This window comes from Hyphomicrobium sp. 2TAF46 (assembly GCF_052114865.1).
Lineage (GTDB): Bacteria > Pseudomonadota > Alphaproteobacteria > Rhizobiales > Hyphomicrobiaceae > Hyphomicrobium_B.
In genome coordinates this window covers 1-14,185 of the sequence record NZ_JBFRFO010000015.1, presented here as the reverse complement: position 1 = coordinate 14,185, position 14,185 = coordinate 1, and the positions used below count along the sequence as shown (strand labels likewise).

Below are 14,185 nucleotides of genomic sequence, written 5' to 3'. Positions count from 1 at the left end.
AGCTACACTTTACTTATAGCCGACCGTATACATCGCTCATCTTGATGGGCAACACGGCTGTGACGGTCTTGGGCGACATGTTGCCGATCAGTAACGCCCTAACTAGAGGGTGTGGGCACGGATTGAATGGAGCAGCGCCTATCGATGAAGACTTTCATTTTGTGGTGTGCCGTCGGCTTGGCAGTCATGCGGCTCGGTCCGTTCGCATCGGCCGACACGCTAACAACACACCAGAACAAGCCCGTTCGCCTTGCCATTGTCTTCGCGCCGGTGATGAGCGGACTGATAAGCGATCTCATTGACGACTTCAGGAAGCAGAGCGGGCTCGAGGTCGAGACCGTCGCGGGCATGGACATTTATGAGCGCGCGCGAGCGGGCGACGCCGACATTGTCATTTCCCACTGCGGGTTCAGCGAGGTCGAGCGCTTCGTCGAGGATGGATACGGCCGCTGGCCCCGGCTCGTATTTGCAAATCAAATGGTCCTGATCGGTCCCCCAGATGATCCAGCCCACATTCAACAAGCAAAAAGCGCAATCGAAGCGTTTCGGCGGCTCGCAGAGACGAAGTCTGCTTTCATTCCGAATGCTCTGCCGGTCGTGATGAATCTCGCGGACTATCTTTGGGAAGGAGCAGGACGGCCCTACAAGGAAGGCTGGTATCTGAACTCTACGGAATCTAAGGGGCGCGCCATACAGCTTGCAGAAGAAAAAGGCGGCTACGTCATTTGGGGAGCGGAGCCGTTTCTGCAATTTGTCCAAAAGCACAGCACAAAAATGAGGATCCTCTTTGCGAGCGATCCCATCCTGCAGCGCGTTATGTGTTCCGTTGTCGTCGATCCCGGCAAGGTACCCGGTGCAAATGCGGAAGGCGCATCGGCATTTGAGAAATATCTGCTATCGCCCCGAGCGCAGGCACGCGTTGCAGCATTTCGGACGCCGGGCGCGAGTACCCTCCAGCTCTGGTGGCCAGCGGCGCTCCACAACGACAGTGGCGCGGCTCAATAGACCGAGCCCTCCTCCGAATGTGAATGAGAACAGAGGATCATTCGTCGTGCCCCTCGTTTGCGTTATTGCGAGCAGCAGGCCACCAGAGTTGTAGATCGCTGCCGGGTGAGCGAAACGCTGCAATCTTGGCCTGCGTCTCAGCCTCCAGCAAATAGCTTACAAACTGCTCAGCTCCTTGCGCGTTGACACCTTCAACCTTCTCCGGCTTCACGACGATCGCCGCCATCACGCGCTGCAGAATGGGATCGGCTGAAACAAGAATCTCGAGTTGGGAATTGTGCTTCTCTTTGAAACGCAGAAACGGAAGCGCACCCCACATCACATAAGCTTGCTTCTCTGCTGCGAGCGTGACCGCACGTCCCTTGCTCTCGTCCGTAGCAATCAGCCAGCCATCCTTGCTTGGCCGCCCTGCCTGCTGCCAGACGAGGTCAAAAATGTACTGCATGCCTGGAATTGCGTTTGCGACGAAAGGCGCGCGCGCATCCGCGATGCGGCGCAGTGCTTCCGAGGCGCTCGTTAGTCCGGCGATTTTGGCTGGGTCACTTTTCGGGCCTGCGATGACCGCTTGGTTTGAGAAGACCATGCGAGGCCACGTCCCATACCCATCAAGAACGAAATGTTCGACTTCGCTCTTTCCATAATGGGAAATCACAAGATCTGCTTGCCCTGCGCGTGCGCGCTCGTAGACGTCACTGCCGCCATAAATCTCGACGTGAATTCCGCTCTTGGCGGAAAAATCGGCCGCGAGAGCTTCCATCAACCCGCTGAATTGGGGTGTGTTCACCACCGCGATGCGCACGGCCTTTGCATCCGCCGCCTGCGCTCCGATCGGCGTAGCGAGAACAGCAAGAACCAGAAGGCATGTTCCGCTTGTTGAACTCCGGAGCCATCGCCCAAATGAATGCATCCCCGCAGCGAAAAAGCAGAGACACAAGGCAAATATTTCAGCGATCATTTTGGACAGTCCTTAGAGTCATATTCGCAACGCAGGCCGGTGCAATGAGACGTGCGGTGTACATGGGTTATGCTAGACTTCCAACATGAGCGAAACCGCCGTTCGCAAAATCATTCATGTCGACATGGACGCCTTCTATGCCTCGGTCGAGCAGAGGGATAATCCCGAACTGCGCGGCAAGCCGGTTGCCGTCGGTTATGGTGCCAAGCGCGGCGTCGTCGCGGCCGCGAGCTATGAAGCACGTGCGTTCGGCGTACGCTCCGCCATGCCCTCGACGACGGCCCTGCGGCAATGCCCCGATCTCATCTTCGTGCCACCGCGCTTCGAGGTTTATCGCACCGTCTCGCGTCAGATCAGGGATATCTTCGCCGCCTACACGCCGCTCATCGAACCGCTTTCGCTCGACGAGGCGTATCTCGACCTCACGAAGAATCTCCGCGGCTTGCCGACGGCTTCCGAAACTGCCTCCGAGATTCGCGATCGCATCTTCGCCGAGACGAAACTGACGGCATCTGCCGGAATCTCGTATAACAAATTTCTCGCCAAGCTTGCCTCCGACATGCGCAAGCCCAACGGGCAGTTCGTCATTCCACCCCAGCGCGGTGCGGATTTCATCGAGAGCCTGCCCGTCAAGAAGTTTCACGGGGTGGGCCCGGTGACGGCCGAGAAGCTCAACGGGCTTGGCATCCACACCGGCGCCGATCTTCGCGCGCAGAGTCTTGAATTCCTGCAGCAGCATTTCGGAAAATCCGGCGCTTGGTATTACGCTATCGCACGCGGCGAAGACGATCGGCCGGTCGAGCCCAATCGACCACGAAAGTCGTCGGGCTCCGAAACAACCTTTGCTGAGGATCGCGTTCTTCCCGCTGAAATCGAAGCGGGCGTCCTCGAAATGGCCGATGATGTTTGGGCTTGGTGCGAGAAGAACCAAAGCTTCGGCGCGACTGTCAGCGTGAAAATCAAATACGCGGATTTCCGGATCGTCACCCGCAGCCGCACCGCATCGGGAGTCGTCGCGACGCGCGAGCGCCTTCACGATATCAGTTTATCGCTTGTGCGATCCGTCTATCCGGTCACGACCGGCATTCGTCTGGTCGGCGTCGCCGTTTCCAAATTTGCAACCGACACCGACGACCAGCTTGATCTCGCTTTCGATGCGAAGCTCAGCTAGGAGCGCGGGCTTGTCGAGGCACAGCCGGCACCAGCATCTTCTGTTTTTGGCTCTTGGTGGAAAAAGCCCGGCGGTCTGCTTGGCAATGAGCAGCAGGCCTATGCTGTCGACAATTAGATCACCTGCTCCGGCATAGGGCCAATGTCAGCTTCCTCGGCATAGCTGCCTTCCAACGATGGCCGCAATGCCGAGAGTTTGCGAGTGGCCGCAGCTGGCGCGTCGTTTGCGACGCGATCGTCCCAATAGTAAAAAAAAATCAACGAGATTTGGCGTGCGTCGCAAGTAGAAATGCCGGATATCAAGCGGCCCAGGCATCCGTGATTTGGAAAGCAGGCGCTGCCTTTGCCACCGCCTCAGCGTGCGGTGCCGCGGACGACACATAACCGGAGGGGCGCGCCTGAAGAGTTATGATGCGCTGACCGGGGGGCAGATCATTGAGCGGAATTTCAAAGTGCATAGTTTGATGCTTCCCGGCACGGGAACGCAAACGGCCTCGTAGGCGATGTATGACCCTCTCGCCGGACACGACCTCGATAAACACTCTCCTCGATTGACGGCTAGTCGGAAAACGCAGCGATACTCCACATACCGTCACATCCGGCTCAGATTCAATTTCGATGCAATGACCAACCGACGCAGCCATATGAGCCTGCGCCAGAGGTATGCGCCTCCACCGGCGCGGGTACCAAACGCCGCGATTGTCGCGTGCGACTCCGATCAAATTGTCGGATTTGGCCGAGCGATGATAGATCGCACGCGGTAGGAGCGGCGATGATAATACGTTGGCAATTCTTTGCAGCAAGCCGCGCTTACCTCTGTTCGAGCGGATACTTGCGTAGTGTTTCAACCAGACGCCGGGCGCGACCGGCGTCTCGGCTAGTCTGCGCATCACTTCCTGCGGCACACCGAGTCCAAGCTTGTGCAGATAGTTGAGACCAGCGAGCGCCAATGGAACGAGGGCTCGGCGCTCGACAAGCTCGGTCGCCCGATCCCAATCGACACCGCCAGCGTTAATACGCTGACCGATATCGATTGCCCAGTCTCCATCGCGGCCGACCACGCCATGTGAGAGACTGATCGCGATGCTGTCCGCAGAAGAGGGTACGCAAACGTCAGTGCCGCCGAACGAGATTAATCTCGCATCACGCCACAGCGCGCTTTCGAGTTCTTCGTCGCGACGACAAAAGTGAAACGCCTGAGTGTGCAGATCGACTTCGCCGTAAACACCTCGACGGTAATTTGAGGACGCGCGAACCGGCGCGAGCTGCCGCAGCAGGAGCGCAGAATCGCCGTTCGTTGCCTCCCAACCTGCTGCTGTCAAAACGCTGGCGGCACGCGGTCCATCCGCTTGTCGAACGAGTATATCGACATCGCCCATCAAACGACGAACCGTTGGTCCGAACCCTTCTGCGTATCCGGCGGCGCCCTTGATTAGCATGCATTCGATCCCGGCCTTGCGTAAGGCTTTGATGGCCGGCAGCGTTTCACTCAGCATGATTTGGGTTTGGGTCCAATGGGATTTGGCCAGTCCCTCGATGCGAGGCCGGTAGGTTGAGTTCGGATCGAGAGTCCGCAGGCGGCCTGAAAGAGGTGCCAGAATACGCATCTCAGGCCAACTCGCATCGTTGAGTTCGCGGCTCGCCAGCCAGCGGTGCCAGGCCGCACGGGCTGCGTCCGGCGGAGCGAGGCAAGCTTGGAGCAGAAGATCTATCTCAGGGGCTGGTCGCGCCCCTTTCAATGCAGGGCCCCTCATGTTGATCTCGCCCTCCTACGCTCGAGCGAGGCACGGACAACTTCGAGATAACCGCGATCTGACATCGTGTCATAGCCGTAGCTCAAGCTCCCCGGCAGAATCCGACGGAGGCCCAATACCTCCGGCAGCGTCTCGAAAATCAATCCGAGTTCGCGACCTCTTTGCAGCCAATCGATCATCTCACCACGGCCACGCGCACCCCCTGGATCGTTGACGGGGCCGATCGCCGCAACGGCGGACGTGCGCAACATCATTGCGGAGCGCGACAGGCCATCGGAAACCGCGCCACTCGATCGATCATCGCTGCCGTGCTGGAAACGCCGAACGCGACAGAACAGACCATCGACGTGTGGTCCGCGGGCAAATCGCTCCAATTGCCGTTCGGCTTTGTCAGGCAGCCAAATGTCATCGGCGTCCAAACCGGCAACAAACGGCGCCGATACGTTTTTCAACCCTACGGTCGTCGCTGCAGCCGCCCCCGCATTGGCTTGCCGGATAACGCGAACCGTGCCGCCGTATCTCGCGGCAATATCGGCCGTATCATCTGTCGAGCCGTCGTCAATCACGAGGATGTCGCTGGCGGCAACCGTCTGTGCAAGCACCGACCGGATTGCTTCATCCAAAGTGCGCGCCGCGTTATACGCGGGGATGACCACTGCATATGCGTTATCCGACATGGAATTGGTTCCCAGGCCTAGACATCGACGCCACCAGCGGATGCATGATTGGACCCGTTCGTCCCGCAGCGCGGCGACGCTTCAACGATGACTGGAACACCTTGACCAGTTCGAGCCGCAGGGCCGCGACATTTCCCGATGTGTTTCCGACGTGACGCCGGTGCAATGTCGCAATTTCTCGTTCGACCGCGATCTCATGATCCGTCTCAAGCAGGCGCAGGATTAGGTCAAAGTCGTCTGCCATAGTGAATGTCGTGTCGAAGCCAAATGACTGGACAGCACTGGTCCGGAACAAGCCCGCTGACAGCTGTATGCCGAGGATGCGCGCTGTATTGGTGCCGGGCAAAGGTATCCGGTCCGCGCCGAGGGTCTGGAACATGAGCGTTTCGCCCATGACGGCCGCTACGGGCGTTCCCTGCATCAACGCCGCTTGACGCGCGAGGCGGCCCGGCATGCAAAGATCGTCTTGATCAAGAAATGTAAGAAGAGCGTGCCTAACTTTGACCAGCCCGGCATTGCGTGATCCGGCGATGCCGCGTTTCTCCCCGGTGAAAACGCGGACACGCGTATCACGCGCCGCAAATTCGTGCAGGCGCGCAAGAGTTCCGTCCGTGGAGGCATCATCGATTACGACAATATCGAGATCGACACCGGTCTCAGACGTTAGAGACCCGATAGATTGCTCGATGAATTCCGCGCCATTGTACGTCGTCATAATGACCGAGATTCGCGGGAGGGCTTGATCGGTCATTGGATCTCTGCCTTTGAACAGTCGGGCGCATCATCCGTTGGCGGCCTACTGAACAAAGCCTCTGCCTCATGGTGCTGCACGAAGAACAAGTTCAGCGGCTTACGCCGTCCAATGGCCCTTCGCCGCGCAATCGATTTATTGAGAACCTCGAGCGTAGACGTGCGGATGGCGCGACCGTTGCGTGTCATATTGCCGTCGTGCCGACGGTAGAGGGAGGCAATCTCACCTTCAACAAGCATGGGCTCATCGTGTTCGGCCAGCCGAAAGAAGAAATCTAGGTCTTCCGAGAAGGCGAGCTTTTCGTCGAACAGACCGAATTGGCTGAACACGTCTCTTCGAAAGAGCGCACTGTGCAACGTAGGCAGCAACATGCTTGCGCTCCGCGAACCAGGCCACGGGCACTGCGCATCATCAAGCTGCTCGAAAAGCAGGGTCTGCCCGACGACATACGCGATATCAGGATTGGCGAGAAGCTTTCCGAGCTGGCGCGCAATACGCCCGCGCGGGCAGACATCATCGCAATCGAGAAAAGTCACAAACTCGCCTTGCGCCGCCTGGACGCCGAGATTGCGCGCTGCGGCGACGCCTCGATGTGGTCCGCTAATGATGCGCAGGCGCCGATCGCGCCGACTGATTTCAGAGACGATATCCAGCGAACGATCCGTCGATCCGTCATCTACAATGACGATGTCGAGCTGAAGGCCGGGCTCTTCTTCTAGCGAAGCCAGTGCTTCCTTAAGGTGCCGCTCACCGTTGAAAATCGGTATGATGACGCTGACGATGTGAGGAGTCATGTCACACCGTGATCGAGAAACCGACGTACCGCTCTGCCGATCTCAAACGGGTCCGAGGAAAGATTCATCCGCCACGTCGGAACGCGCCGCGTCAGCGCCGTGGCAAAAACAAAGCCTGATTTCTGCGCACCCGGAAGCTGCTGCCAGATGGATGCGGCTGCGTGAGGGAATAAATCCTGCGGTCGAAGAGGCTCGAAAGTCGTCTGATCTGCACGCGCAATCCGGGGAAGCACGAGCGCCACAACGTCAGCACTCTCGGCCATGCATCCCCTAAAATGTAGCTCGGGATCGAATTCAACCTTGCCCTGCCAATTCAGCGCTAAGGACGTCTCTAACGCGTGTGGTCCAAGCACGCGGTTGATGCCGGCCGGGTCCTGTTTCAGCAACTGATGCACCCGATGAACGCGAGGTACAGGATCGGCCGTGACCACGACATAATCATCGCCCACGGTCTGAAGTCCCGACGCGATGCCCGCGAGCGTCGTACCCGACTTGCCGCTGCCGCCCTCACCGACGAACAGCATGGCCCGCTGCCGTGAGACGAGAGAGCTGGCGTGCATCATGCGCATTCCGCGCTGTGCGGTTGCCCAGTGGATTAGCAGACGGAAGGGCGAACCTGCATCCCACGGTGGCAGATGCGCCAGCGAAGTGACCCACTGCACGCCGACGCCTGTACGCGGATTGAAAAGCGTGCATGGCTCGGTCGGATTGTTGTGCGTGTCTGTTCGGCCGACGATACCGACGAGGCTCGCCTCTCCCGCCAGCCGCTCGAAATCGGGTCCCAGGGATTGGTAAAAAGCAAAATTTGCCGCACCTGGGCTACCGACGGACGATGGCTCGCCCATGTGGAAGTGCAGATCATCGGTCCCAGTATTCGTTTTGATCGCACCACCGAGCCGACGCGCATAGAGATCGGCCATGGCGGCCGATGGCATGTGGAGACAGATGGACATATCTGCTACGCGGACCCGGACCTGATGTGCGCGTTTAGCGTGTCGCGCAGTGAACAAGTCAAGCGCGTCTAAAAGCTATTGTGCGCTTGGCCGGTTTTCATCAGATTGCGCGACACCGGACAGGGCGCTCGCAATCATGCGCGGACGCCATTGTCGTTGCGTACGACGGGCCAGCCGAGGTGCTCCTCGGTATCGTGCACCGGATCTGCCAGGATCAGGTCCTTCATGTCCTCATAGGACTCGACCGAGAAGGCAATTTCCCCCGCCTCTGCACGTGCCACCGTCTCGCTCGCCTCGAGTTCAACCGGGCGCAAACTGCACCGGCGAAGCAGGCCAGCATTCACAAGATTCGCAATGACGAGATTGCTTTCATGAGCAAGATTTGAATCTATCTGAGCTAAGCGGTCCGCGATCGCTACCGGGTTGTGGCCTGACGTAACATCCCGCCACAGTGCGGCCGCGAGATCGCGCAGACTCCAGTAGACACCGCTCGACAAATTCAGTGCCACGATCTCGCCGTCAAAATCGTTTGCGACGCAGTCGGGAGTTGACACCTCTAAGATATCAATATCGGCGGCAGCGTCTAACATTCAGAATCTTCCCCGAATTTTAACAGGCCCGTCGAAGTTGCTGGATTAGCCGACAGACGATCCATCTGGCGCCGTTTTGGACAAAAAGCGAGGCGACCGCCCCCAATTGTTCACAAGATTCACAACACGGCCGATTTCGCGAAGTAGCGTTGCGGTTCTGCTACTCTTGCCCTTTGTTGTGGCGGATACAAATGCCGTCTTAACCGCATGCTGAGAAGCATCCGGCAACAATTTGCGTGCATCGATCCCTTACGCCGCTTCCTCAAGTTGGTGAGATTAAACTCGCGGCCACACCGTTGAGTGATCGACGAGTACGATGCCTCGCAACCTTTCAAATCGTCAGCCCAAATCGACGATGACCGCTCGTCATTCGATAGCAGTTAAGTCCGTTTTCCCCCGCGACTGGTCTGCTTCGAGTCAATTGCCGCCGCCGACGGCCTAGCCTGAAGGTCCGCTCTTCAACTGTTTGCTGACGCGACACCAGCAGATACAGATGACGTCTGCAATTGGAATTGCAGCCGACGATCTTAAGGGTAAGTCCAGCTTGTCTGGGATGGCCGTTATTGGCCTATCGCGTCATTTGACGAACGTCTGCTCTGGAAGGCATTGCGGGCGTCGCGCTGACGTACCAGGACGCCTTACGCGTTCGATGGTGGGATGTCCGCTTCCTCGGCAAAGCGACCGTTGGGGTCCGCTCGCTCGGGGACAGCCGCGGCTCTGACCGCACTCAAAGCGTCGTCGGTTGGACACATCAGACAAAACACCATGGAAATGGCCGAGACGTTTTGGGGTCCAACCTTTCGCTAATACATTGATTTTAAAGACCGGCCCCGCTCCCCTACGGGGCACCACAATTCGTCAAAATCATTTAAAATCAATACGTTATAGGCTCCTCCAATATCGAGTCGACGCCCTTTTAGGGCGTCAATTGATCCCCTAAACAGATATTTTTGAGATGCTCGAGCCGCCCCCAAAAGAGGTCGGCCGCTCAAAGGTTTATGGGAAATCCGACACTTCGCGCCTTGCAAAGAGCTATGTGCGAGGCGAGGTCCTCAGTATCAGCCGCGAGCAGACGTGCACTTTCCCGAGGCCACGATCGCCCGAACAACAAGTGCGATACGTTCGCTCCGCACGTTGGGCCGAATTCGGCCTGAGCGCTCGAGCGCGGCGAGCCCATGAAGGGCTGCCCAAAAAGTCTCGGCCACAACCGCTACATTGACGCAAAACGGTGCAACGACTGCCGCAAGCACTTTGAAGGCGGCCTTTAGTTCCAGCTCGGTTTCCGGTTCGGCGAATCGTAAGCTCGTTTGCAGGGTGAACATGGCATCATAGAGAGCCGGATGCTTCCGGGCGAAGGAGAGATAGGCCATGGCGGCGTTCTCGAGCGCCTTGGCGCGATCGGTCGAGCCGCTTGCCGCATCCTGAAGCGCTGCTGTGATTTCCTTGAATCCCTCGACAGCAACTGCTGCAACAATCGCATCCCTGTTCTCGAAATGCGAATATAGGACTGGCTGGCTATATTCGATTTCTTCAGCTAGACGGCGGATTGTGACGGCATCCCATCCTTCGCGCTCCGCGATCAAGCGTGCTACCGTGATAATTTTCTGCTCGCGCTCAGCCCGTGCCCTACCTTTCCGCTCGGCAATACCCAATCCCTGATCTCCCGACTTTGAACGGCCGACCTCCTGGATTATAGGAGGGCTTGATAATCTAGCAATGCTATTCTAAATATTCTAGCACTGATAGATTATATGTCATCGCAAGGATGGAGGCACGAATGCACTCGATTTCGATTGGTCTGGCGCTGCTGCTGGCACTCGCGATCATCCTGATCGGCGCTCAGTATGTGCTGAGCCCAAGGGCCGCGACGCGCACCTTTGGCCTGCCGCTTCCCGAAGACGGCCAGAACATCACCTGGTGGCTTCGCCTCAAAGGGGTGCGAGACATTGCTTCGGGAGTGGCCGTACTGGCCTGCATGGTTTGGGCCGGCCCCCGGGTGGTCGGCATCGTCCTGCTGGCACTCGCGATCATCCCCGCTGGCGACATGCTCCTCGTTCTCGCATCGAAAGGCTCGCCCAGGAGCGCCTTCGGCATCCATGGCTTCACGACAGTGTTGATGCTCCTCGCAGCTATTCCCCTGATCATGGGCGGCTGAACTGCGTCTCACGCGCCTTACGCATGAGCAATAGAATACGATGATGCGCGCGCGTGCCGCGGTGTAGGGAGGGGACGTGGCAGCGGCGTCTGTCGTCAAACCGTAATGTTGCCTCACTACCTAACCAGAGCGTCGGCTTGGGACGTGCGCTGGCGCACAATTTGAGCCGGCGGCGGGCAGATCGTGGCGCTTGGAGGCTGGACCCTGTCTTGATCTGCGTGGGCGGGGACAGTGTTGATGTTTCGAGCGACCGTAGCCGACTTCAAACCAGATCTTGCCAAGTTCATCGTTGCCGCCTTATCCCGCGCATGTGGTTTGTCTGTCGCGGCCATGTTTGCAGCGACGTTTCCTACTGCGGCTCAGACAAGGTCGGCGAACGCGCCGATCGAGTTCAATATCCCCTCGCAGCCGCTCGGCGATGCGCTCAGTCGCTATGTCGATGCCACCGGACACGATGCCGTCTATGACACGAGCCTTGCTGCGGGCCGCGTTTCCGGCGATGTCCGGGGCGTGTTTCCGCCCAATGAGGCGCTCAAGAAGCTCCTATCCGGCACCGGCCTCAATGCAGAGTTTGTCGCTGCGACGACCTTCGTTCTGCTCCCGGCGCCAGCCGATCAGCAGGCTGCACAGCAAGCGCGATCGCCAGCGCATCGTCGTTACTACGGACTGATCCAGGCTGGCATTACCGATGCCCTTTGCCGATCGCACGGCGCGCGTCCCGGACGCTATCGCTTCACCGCAGTGCTCTGGATCACATCGAACGGGACTGTTCGACGGTCACAGCGCGTCGGGTCCACTGGTAGCCTCGACGCCGACCAGCGGATTGACTCCGCCTTGCGCACCGCGCGGTTCAACGAACCGCCGCCGGTCGGCTTCTTGCAGCCGGTCCTGATCTTGATCGTGCCGCAAGGGCCTGACGTGGTGCGGGGCTGTGATTAGTCATGACCGAGAACGCTCTTGCGATCATCCGCCGCCAGTTTGTTGATCGATATGACGACCTGAAGGCCCGTTTGACCCAACGTCTCGGCTCGGCCGATCTCGCCGGCGACGCCATGCAGGACACATGGCTGCGTCTGGCGCGGACGGAATCGATCGGTGTCGTGCAAAATCCGAACAGCTATCTATTCAGGATTGCGATGAACGTTGCGGAGGACCGCAACCGGATCGAGCGGCGGCAACGCCTATCGCCCGTCGAGATCGAAAGCCTGCTCGAATTGCCCGATCCCGCTCCTACACCTGAGCAGATCGTGTTGGCACGCTCGGAGCTTGCAGCCTTCAAGGCGATCGTCGCCGAGCTTCCGGAGCGGCGGCGGGAAATCTTTCTCGCAGCGCGGATCGGCAACATCCCCCGCCAGGAAATCGCGGAGCGGCTGGGGATCTCTCGGCAGCTCGTGACGAAAGAACTCCGGTTGGCCCTGGAACACTGCTTGGCGCGCTACAAGGAATTGAAAGAGTGAGCGTGTCCATCGGGCCGGCGAGAATCGTCTTAGAGGTGAGAATTCCTGCAGTCGTCGTCTGTCTCCTCGCGGGAAACGAGCGAAGGGCGCGATATTGAGATGAGCAAGGCACATACCGATTTGGACCCGGTCGAGCGGGAAGCGATCGACTGGCTCGAGAGGCTCACGTCCGGAGACGTGACGCCCGAGGACGCTGCCGCGCTTGAACTTTGGCGCACGCGCGATCTCCAGCATGAAGCGGCATTCCTTAAGGTGAAGCGTCTCTGGCACACGGCCGGCGCCGCGGACTATAGCTTCCTCGACTCGAATGAGAACTTCGCTGCCAGGCTCGACGCGTTGGGGCAGCGCCGCAAAAAGACAAGCCGTCGCGCGGTGCTGGGCGGCGGCGTTGCGGCCCTGGCAGCTGCGTCAGTGTACGGTGCAATCAACCCGCCGCTGGGACTTTGGCCGTCCCTGTCCGAGCTGAGTTCGGATTTCCGCACAGGCACGGGTGAGCAGCGCCGTGTGACCTTCGCCGGCGACGTGACAATCGGCCTGAACACGCAGACGAGCTTGGCCATTCGAACTGCGGAAGGTGTCGAAGACCGCATCGAGCTGATTGCCGGCGAGGCATCATTCGCAACATCGACCCGTGCTGCGCGACCGCTCGTAGTGCTGGCGGCAAACGGCAAAGCGATCACCGAATCCGGAAGATTCGATGTGCGCTACACGGCAAGCGGCGAGCGCTCGCCGGTCAGCGTGACCTGTTTCGAGGGCACTGTGCGGATCGCGCAAGGTGCCAACGTGGCCGATCTGCAGTCCGGACAACGTGTGCATTACGATCGTTCTGGCCTCAGCCAGATTGCCGCGGTCGATCCGCAGATCGCTTCGGAATGGCAGCGCGGCATCGTCGAATTCCGTGGAACGCCCCTCATCGAAGCCGTCGAAGAGATCAACCGATATCGGCCCGGCCGCATCATCCTCACGAATACAGCCCTGGGCCAGAAGCAGCTCAGCGGCCGTTTTCGCATCGATCAGATGAACGAGGCGCTATTGGGAGTGGAGCGCGCGTTCGGAGCGAAACTTCAGCATTTGCCGGGCGGAATCGTCCTGCTGAGCTGATTTGCGACCGGCGGCGGAAAAAAACTCAAAAAACTGCTCCCAAAGCGTAGTCATCGCCCCCTCCGGAATCCGTCATAGCGGTGAGACCTGTTTTCACCCGGAGGCCGCGGCGACATCTTGCTGCTGCCTCAGGGCCCTACCGTTTGCGCGAAGGAGCCGCCTGATGCCCGTCAACCCGTCCTTGATCGCCGCTGGCTCGAGCCGCCGCCATGCACGTCACGCGGCCCTGTTTGCGAGCGTTAGCATTGCGGCCTTGTTGGTGGTTGCGCCGGGGGCTGGCGCCAATCCGCTGGCGAGCGGGAACAACCTGCCGACGCCGTCGGCGGCGGCGATTGCCGCGGCGCAGTCGGGGTCGCAGGAGGCGGCCCGGGCGGCACGCGCGGCGCAGAACTCGCTGCGGCGCGCGACGCTGGCGATCCAGGCGATGCAGGCGAGCCAGCAGGCGGCGCGCGACGCGGCGCAGCTGCAGCTCAACGCCCTGCCGAACCTCATTCCGAACGGTCTCGGCGCGGGCGGCCTGCAGATCGGCGCGGGCGTCGTCGGGGCGGGCGGCGTCATCAACACCGACCTGTGGCAGGGCGCGAAGCTGCCGGGTCAGACGACGGATGGCGACCGCGTCAAAGTCAACATCGGGCAGACGCAGCAGAAGGCGATCCTGACCTGGGATACCTTCCACGTCGGCGGCAAGACCGACCTGACGTTCGACCAGCAGGGCAACCGCAATTGGGTGGCGTTGAACCGCGTGCTCGGCACCGACGGCAAGCCGAGCCAGATCCTCGGCAACCTCAAGGCCGACGGCTCGGTCTATGTCATCAACCAGAAC

At 59.5% G+C, this 14,185-nt stretch carries 15 protein-coding genes; 7 read left to right on the top strand and 8 right to left on the bottom strand.

Annotated features, from left to right (window positions below; all coding sequences use genetic code 11):
* Positions 1 to 144: 144 nt before the first annotated feature.
* Positions 145 to 1,005, top strand: a complete 861-nt coding sequence (locus tag AB4Z24_RS21750; RefSeq protein WP_441711620.1) for a substrate-binding domain-containing protein — start codon at positions 145 to 147, stop codon at positions 1,003 to 1,005.
* 37 nt (positions 1,006 to 1,042) lie between these two features.
* On the opposite strand, the gene AB4Z24_RS21745 is transcribed toward AB4Z24_RS21750, so the two are convergent.
* On the bottom strand, positions 1,043 to 1,804 hold the full coding sequence (locus AB4Z24_RS21745) for a substrate-binding domain-containing protein (RefSeq protein ID WP_441711618.1): 762 nt from the start codon (positions 1,802 to 1,804) through the stop codon (positions 1,043 to 1,045).
* A gap of 241 nt (positions 1,805 to 2,045) precedes the next feature.
* On the opposite strand from AB4Z24_RS21745, the gene dinB reads away from it, so the two are divergent.
* Positions 2,046 to 3,131 carry a DNA polymerase IV gene (gene dinB, locus AB4Z24_RS21740; RefSeq protein ID WP_441711616.1) on the top strand — a complete coding sequence of 362 codons (1,086 nt, stop codon included), beginning with the start codon at positions 2,046 to 2,048 and terminating at the stop codon, positions 3,129 to 3,131.
* 298 nt (positions 3,132 to 3,429) lie between these two features.
* On the opposite strand, the gene AB4Z24_RS21735 is transcribed toward dinB, so the two are convergent.
* The 7 genes from AB4Z24_RS21735 to AB4Z24_RS21705 all read right to left on the bottom strand — a co-directional run bounded on the left by AB4Z24_RS21735 (position 3,430) and on the right by AB4Z24_RS21705 (position 10,301).
* Positions 3,430 to 4,884 carry a nucleotidyltransferase family protein gene (locus AB4Z24_RS21735; protein WP_441711615.1) on the bottom strand — a complete coding sequence of 485 codons (1,455 nt, stop codon included), beginning with the start codon at positions 4,882 to 4,884 and terminating at the stop codon, positions 3,430 to 3,432.
* Positions 4,881 to 5,561, bottom strand: coding sequence for a glycosyltransferase family 2 protein (locus tag AB4Z24_RS21730; protein WP_441711613.1), 681 nt, complete (start codon positions 5,559 to 5,561; stop codon positions 4,881 to 4,883). The genes AB4Z24_RS21735 and AB4Z24_RS21730 overlap by 4 nt, the downstream gene beginning before the upstream one ends.
* Positions 5,551 to 6,312, bottom strand: a complete 762-nt coding sequence (locus tag AB4Z24_RS21725) for a glycosyltransferase family 2 protein (RefSeq protein ID WP_441711611.1) — start codon at positions 6,310 to 6,312, stop codon at positions 5,551 to 5,553. Before AB4Z24_RS21725 ends, AB4Z24_RS21730 begins: the two co-directional genes overlap by 11 nt.
* A complete protein-coding gene (locus tag AB4Z24_RS21720) occupies positions 6,309 to 7,106 on the bottom strand; it encodes a glycosyltransferase family 2 protein (protein WP_441711609.1) in 798 nt (265 codons plus the stop codon). The genes AB4Z24_RS21725 and AB4Z24_RS21720 overlap by 4 nt, the downstream gene beginning before the upstream one ends.
* Positions 7,103 to 8,059: a hypothetical protein gene (locus AB4Z24_RS21715; RefSeq protein ID WP_441711607.1), complete on the bottom strand. Its 957-nt coding sequence runs from the start codon at positions 8,057 to 8,059 to the stop codon at positions 7,103 to 7,105. Before AB4Z24_RS21715 ends, AB4Z24_RS21720 begins: the two co-directional genes overlap by 4 nt.
* Positions 8,060 to 8,193: 134 nt before the next feature.
* The gene (locus AB4Z24_RS21710; RefSeq protein ID WP_441711605.1) at positions 8,194 to 8,649 is read right to left on the bottom strand and encodes a hypothetical protein; all 456 of its coding nucleotides are present in this window, start codon (positions 8,647 to 8,649) and stop codon (positions 8,194 to 8,196) included.
* A gap of 1,058 nt (positions 8,650 to 9,707) precedes the next feature.
* Positions 9,708 to 10,301, bottom strand: coding sequence for a TetR/AcrR family transcriptional regulator (locus AB4Z24_RS21705; protein WP_441711603.1), 594 nt, complete (start codon positions 10,299 to 10,301; stop codon positions 9,708 to 9,710).
* Positions 10,302 to 10,426: 125 nt separating this feature from the next.
* Here AB4Z24_RS21705 and AB4Z24_RS21700 point away from each other — a divergent pair, with 125 nt between their 5' ends.
* From AB4Z24_RS21700 to AB4Z24_RS21680, 5 genes are all read left to right on the top strand, one after another.
* Positions 10,427 to 10,804: a DUF4267 domain-containing protein gene (locus AB4Z24_RS21700; protein WP_441711601.1), complete on the top strand. Its 378-nt coding sequence runs from the start codon at positions 10,427 to 10,429 to the stop codon at positions 10,802 to 10,804.
* 237 nt (positions 10,805 to 11,041) lie between these two features.
* Positions 11,042 to 11,743, top strand: coding sequence for an STN domain-containing protein (locus tag AB4Z24_RS21695; RefSeq protein WP_441711599.1), 702 nt, complete (start codon positions 11,042 to 11,044; stop codon positions 11,741 to 11,743).
* 2 nt (positions 11,744 to 11,745) lie between these two features.
* On the top strand, positions 11,746 to 12,261 hold the full coding sequence (locus AB4Z24_RS21690) for an RNA polymerase sigma factor (protein ID WP_441711597.1): 516 nt from the start codon (positions 11,746 to 11,748) through the stop codon (positions 12,259 to 12,261).
* Positions 12,262 to 12,360: 99 nt separating this feature from the next.
* Positions 12,361 to 13,362, top strand: a complete 1,002-nt coding sequence (locus AB4Z24_RS21685) for a FecR family protein (protein WP_441711595.1) — start codon at positions 12,361 to 12,363, stop codon at positions 13,360 to 13,362.
* 163 nt (positions 13,363 to 13,525) lie between these two features.
* The coding region (locus AB4Z24_RS21680) for a filamentous hemagglutinin N-terminal domain-containing protein (RefSeq protein ID WP_441711593.1) at positions 13,526 to 14,185 on the top strand (660 nt) is incomplete at its 3' end.

What these genes read in the sequence shown, in the direction of transcription:
- AB4Z24_RS21750 (WP_441711620.1), top strand. Translation starts at nt 145, where the DNA reads ATGAAGACTTTCATTTTGTGGTGTGCCGTCGGCTTGGCAGTCATGCGG.
- dinB (WP_441711616.1), top strand. Translation starts at nt 2,046, where the DNA reads ATGAGCGAAACCGCCGTTCGCAAAATCATTCATGTCGACATGGACGCC.
- AB4Z24_RS21735 (WP_441711615.1), bottom strand. Translation starts at nt 4,884, where the DNA reads ATGAGGGGCCCTGCATTGAAAGGGGCGCGACCAGCCCCTGAGATAGAT.
- AB4Z24_RS21730 (WP_441711613.1), bottom strand. Translation starts at nt 5,561, where the DNA reads ATGTCGGATAACGCATATGCAGTGGTCATCCCCGCGTATAACGCGGCG.
- AB4Z24_RS21725 (WP_441711611.1), bottom strand. Translation starts at nt 6,312, where the DNA reads ATGACCGATCAAGCCCTCCCGCGAATCTCGGTCATTATGACGACGTAC.
- AB4Z24_RS21720 (WP_441711609.1), bottom strand. Translation starts at nt 7,106, where the DNA reads ATGACTCCTCACATCGTCAGCGTCATCATACCGATTTTCAACGGTGAG.
- AB4Z24_RS21715 (WP_441711607.1), bottom strand. Translation starts at nt 8,059, where the DNA reads ATGTCCATCTGTCTCCACATGCCATCGGCCGCCATGGCCGATCTCTAT.
- AB4Z24_RS21710 (WP_441711605.1), bottom strand. Translation starts at nt 8,649, where the DNA reads ATGTTAGACGCTGCCGCCGATATTGATATCTTAGAGGTGTCAACTCCC.
- AB4Z24_RS21700 (WP_441711601.1), top strand. Translation starts at nt 10,427, where the DNA reads ATGCACTCGATTTCGATTGGTCTGGCGCTGCTGCTGGCACTCGCGATC.
- AB4Z24_RS21695 (WP_441711599.1), top strand. Translation starts at nt 11,042, where the DNA reads ATGTTTCGAGCGACCGTAGCCGACTTCAAACCAGATCTTGCCAAGTTC.
- AB4Z24_RS21690 (WP_441711597.1), top strand. Translation starts at nt 11,746, where the DNA reads ATGACCGAGAACGCTCTTGCGATCATCCGCCGCCAGTTTGTTGATCGA.
- AB4Z24_RS21685 (WP_441711595.1), top strand. Translation starts at nt 12,361, where the DNA reads ATGAGCAAGGCACATACCGATTTGGACCCGGTCGAGCGGGAAGCGATC.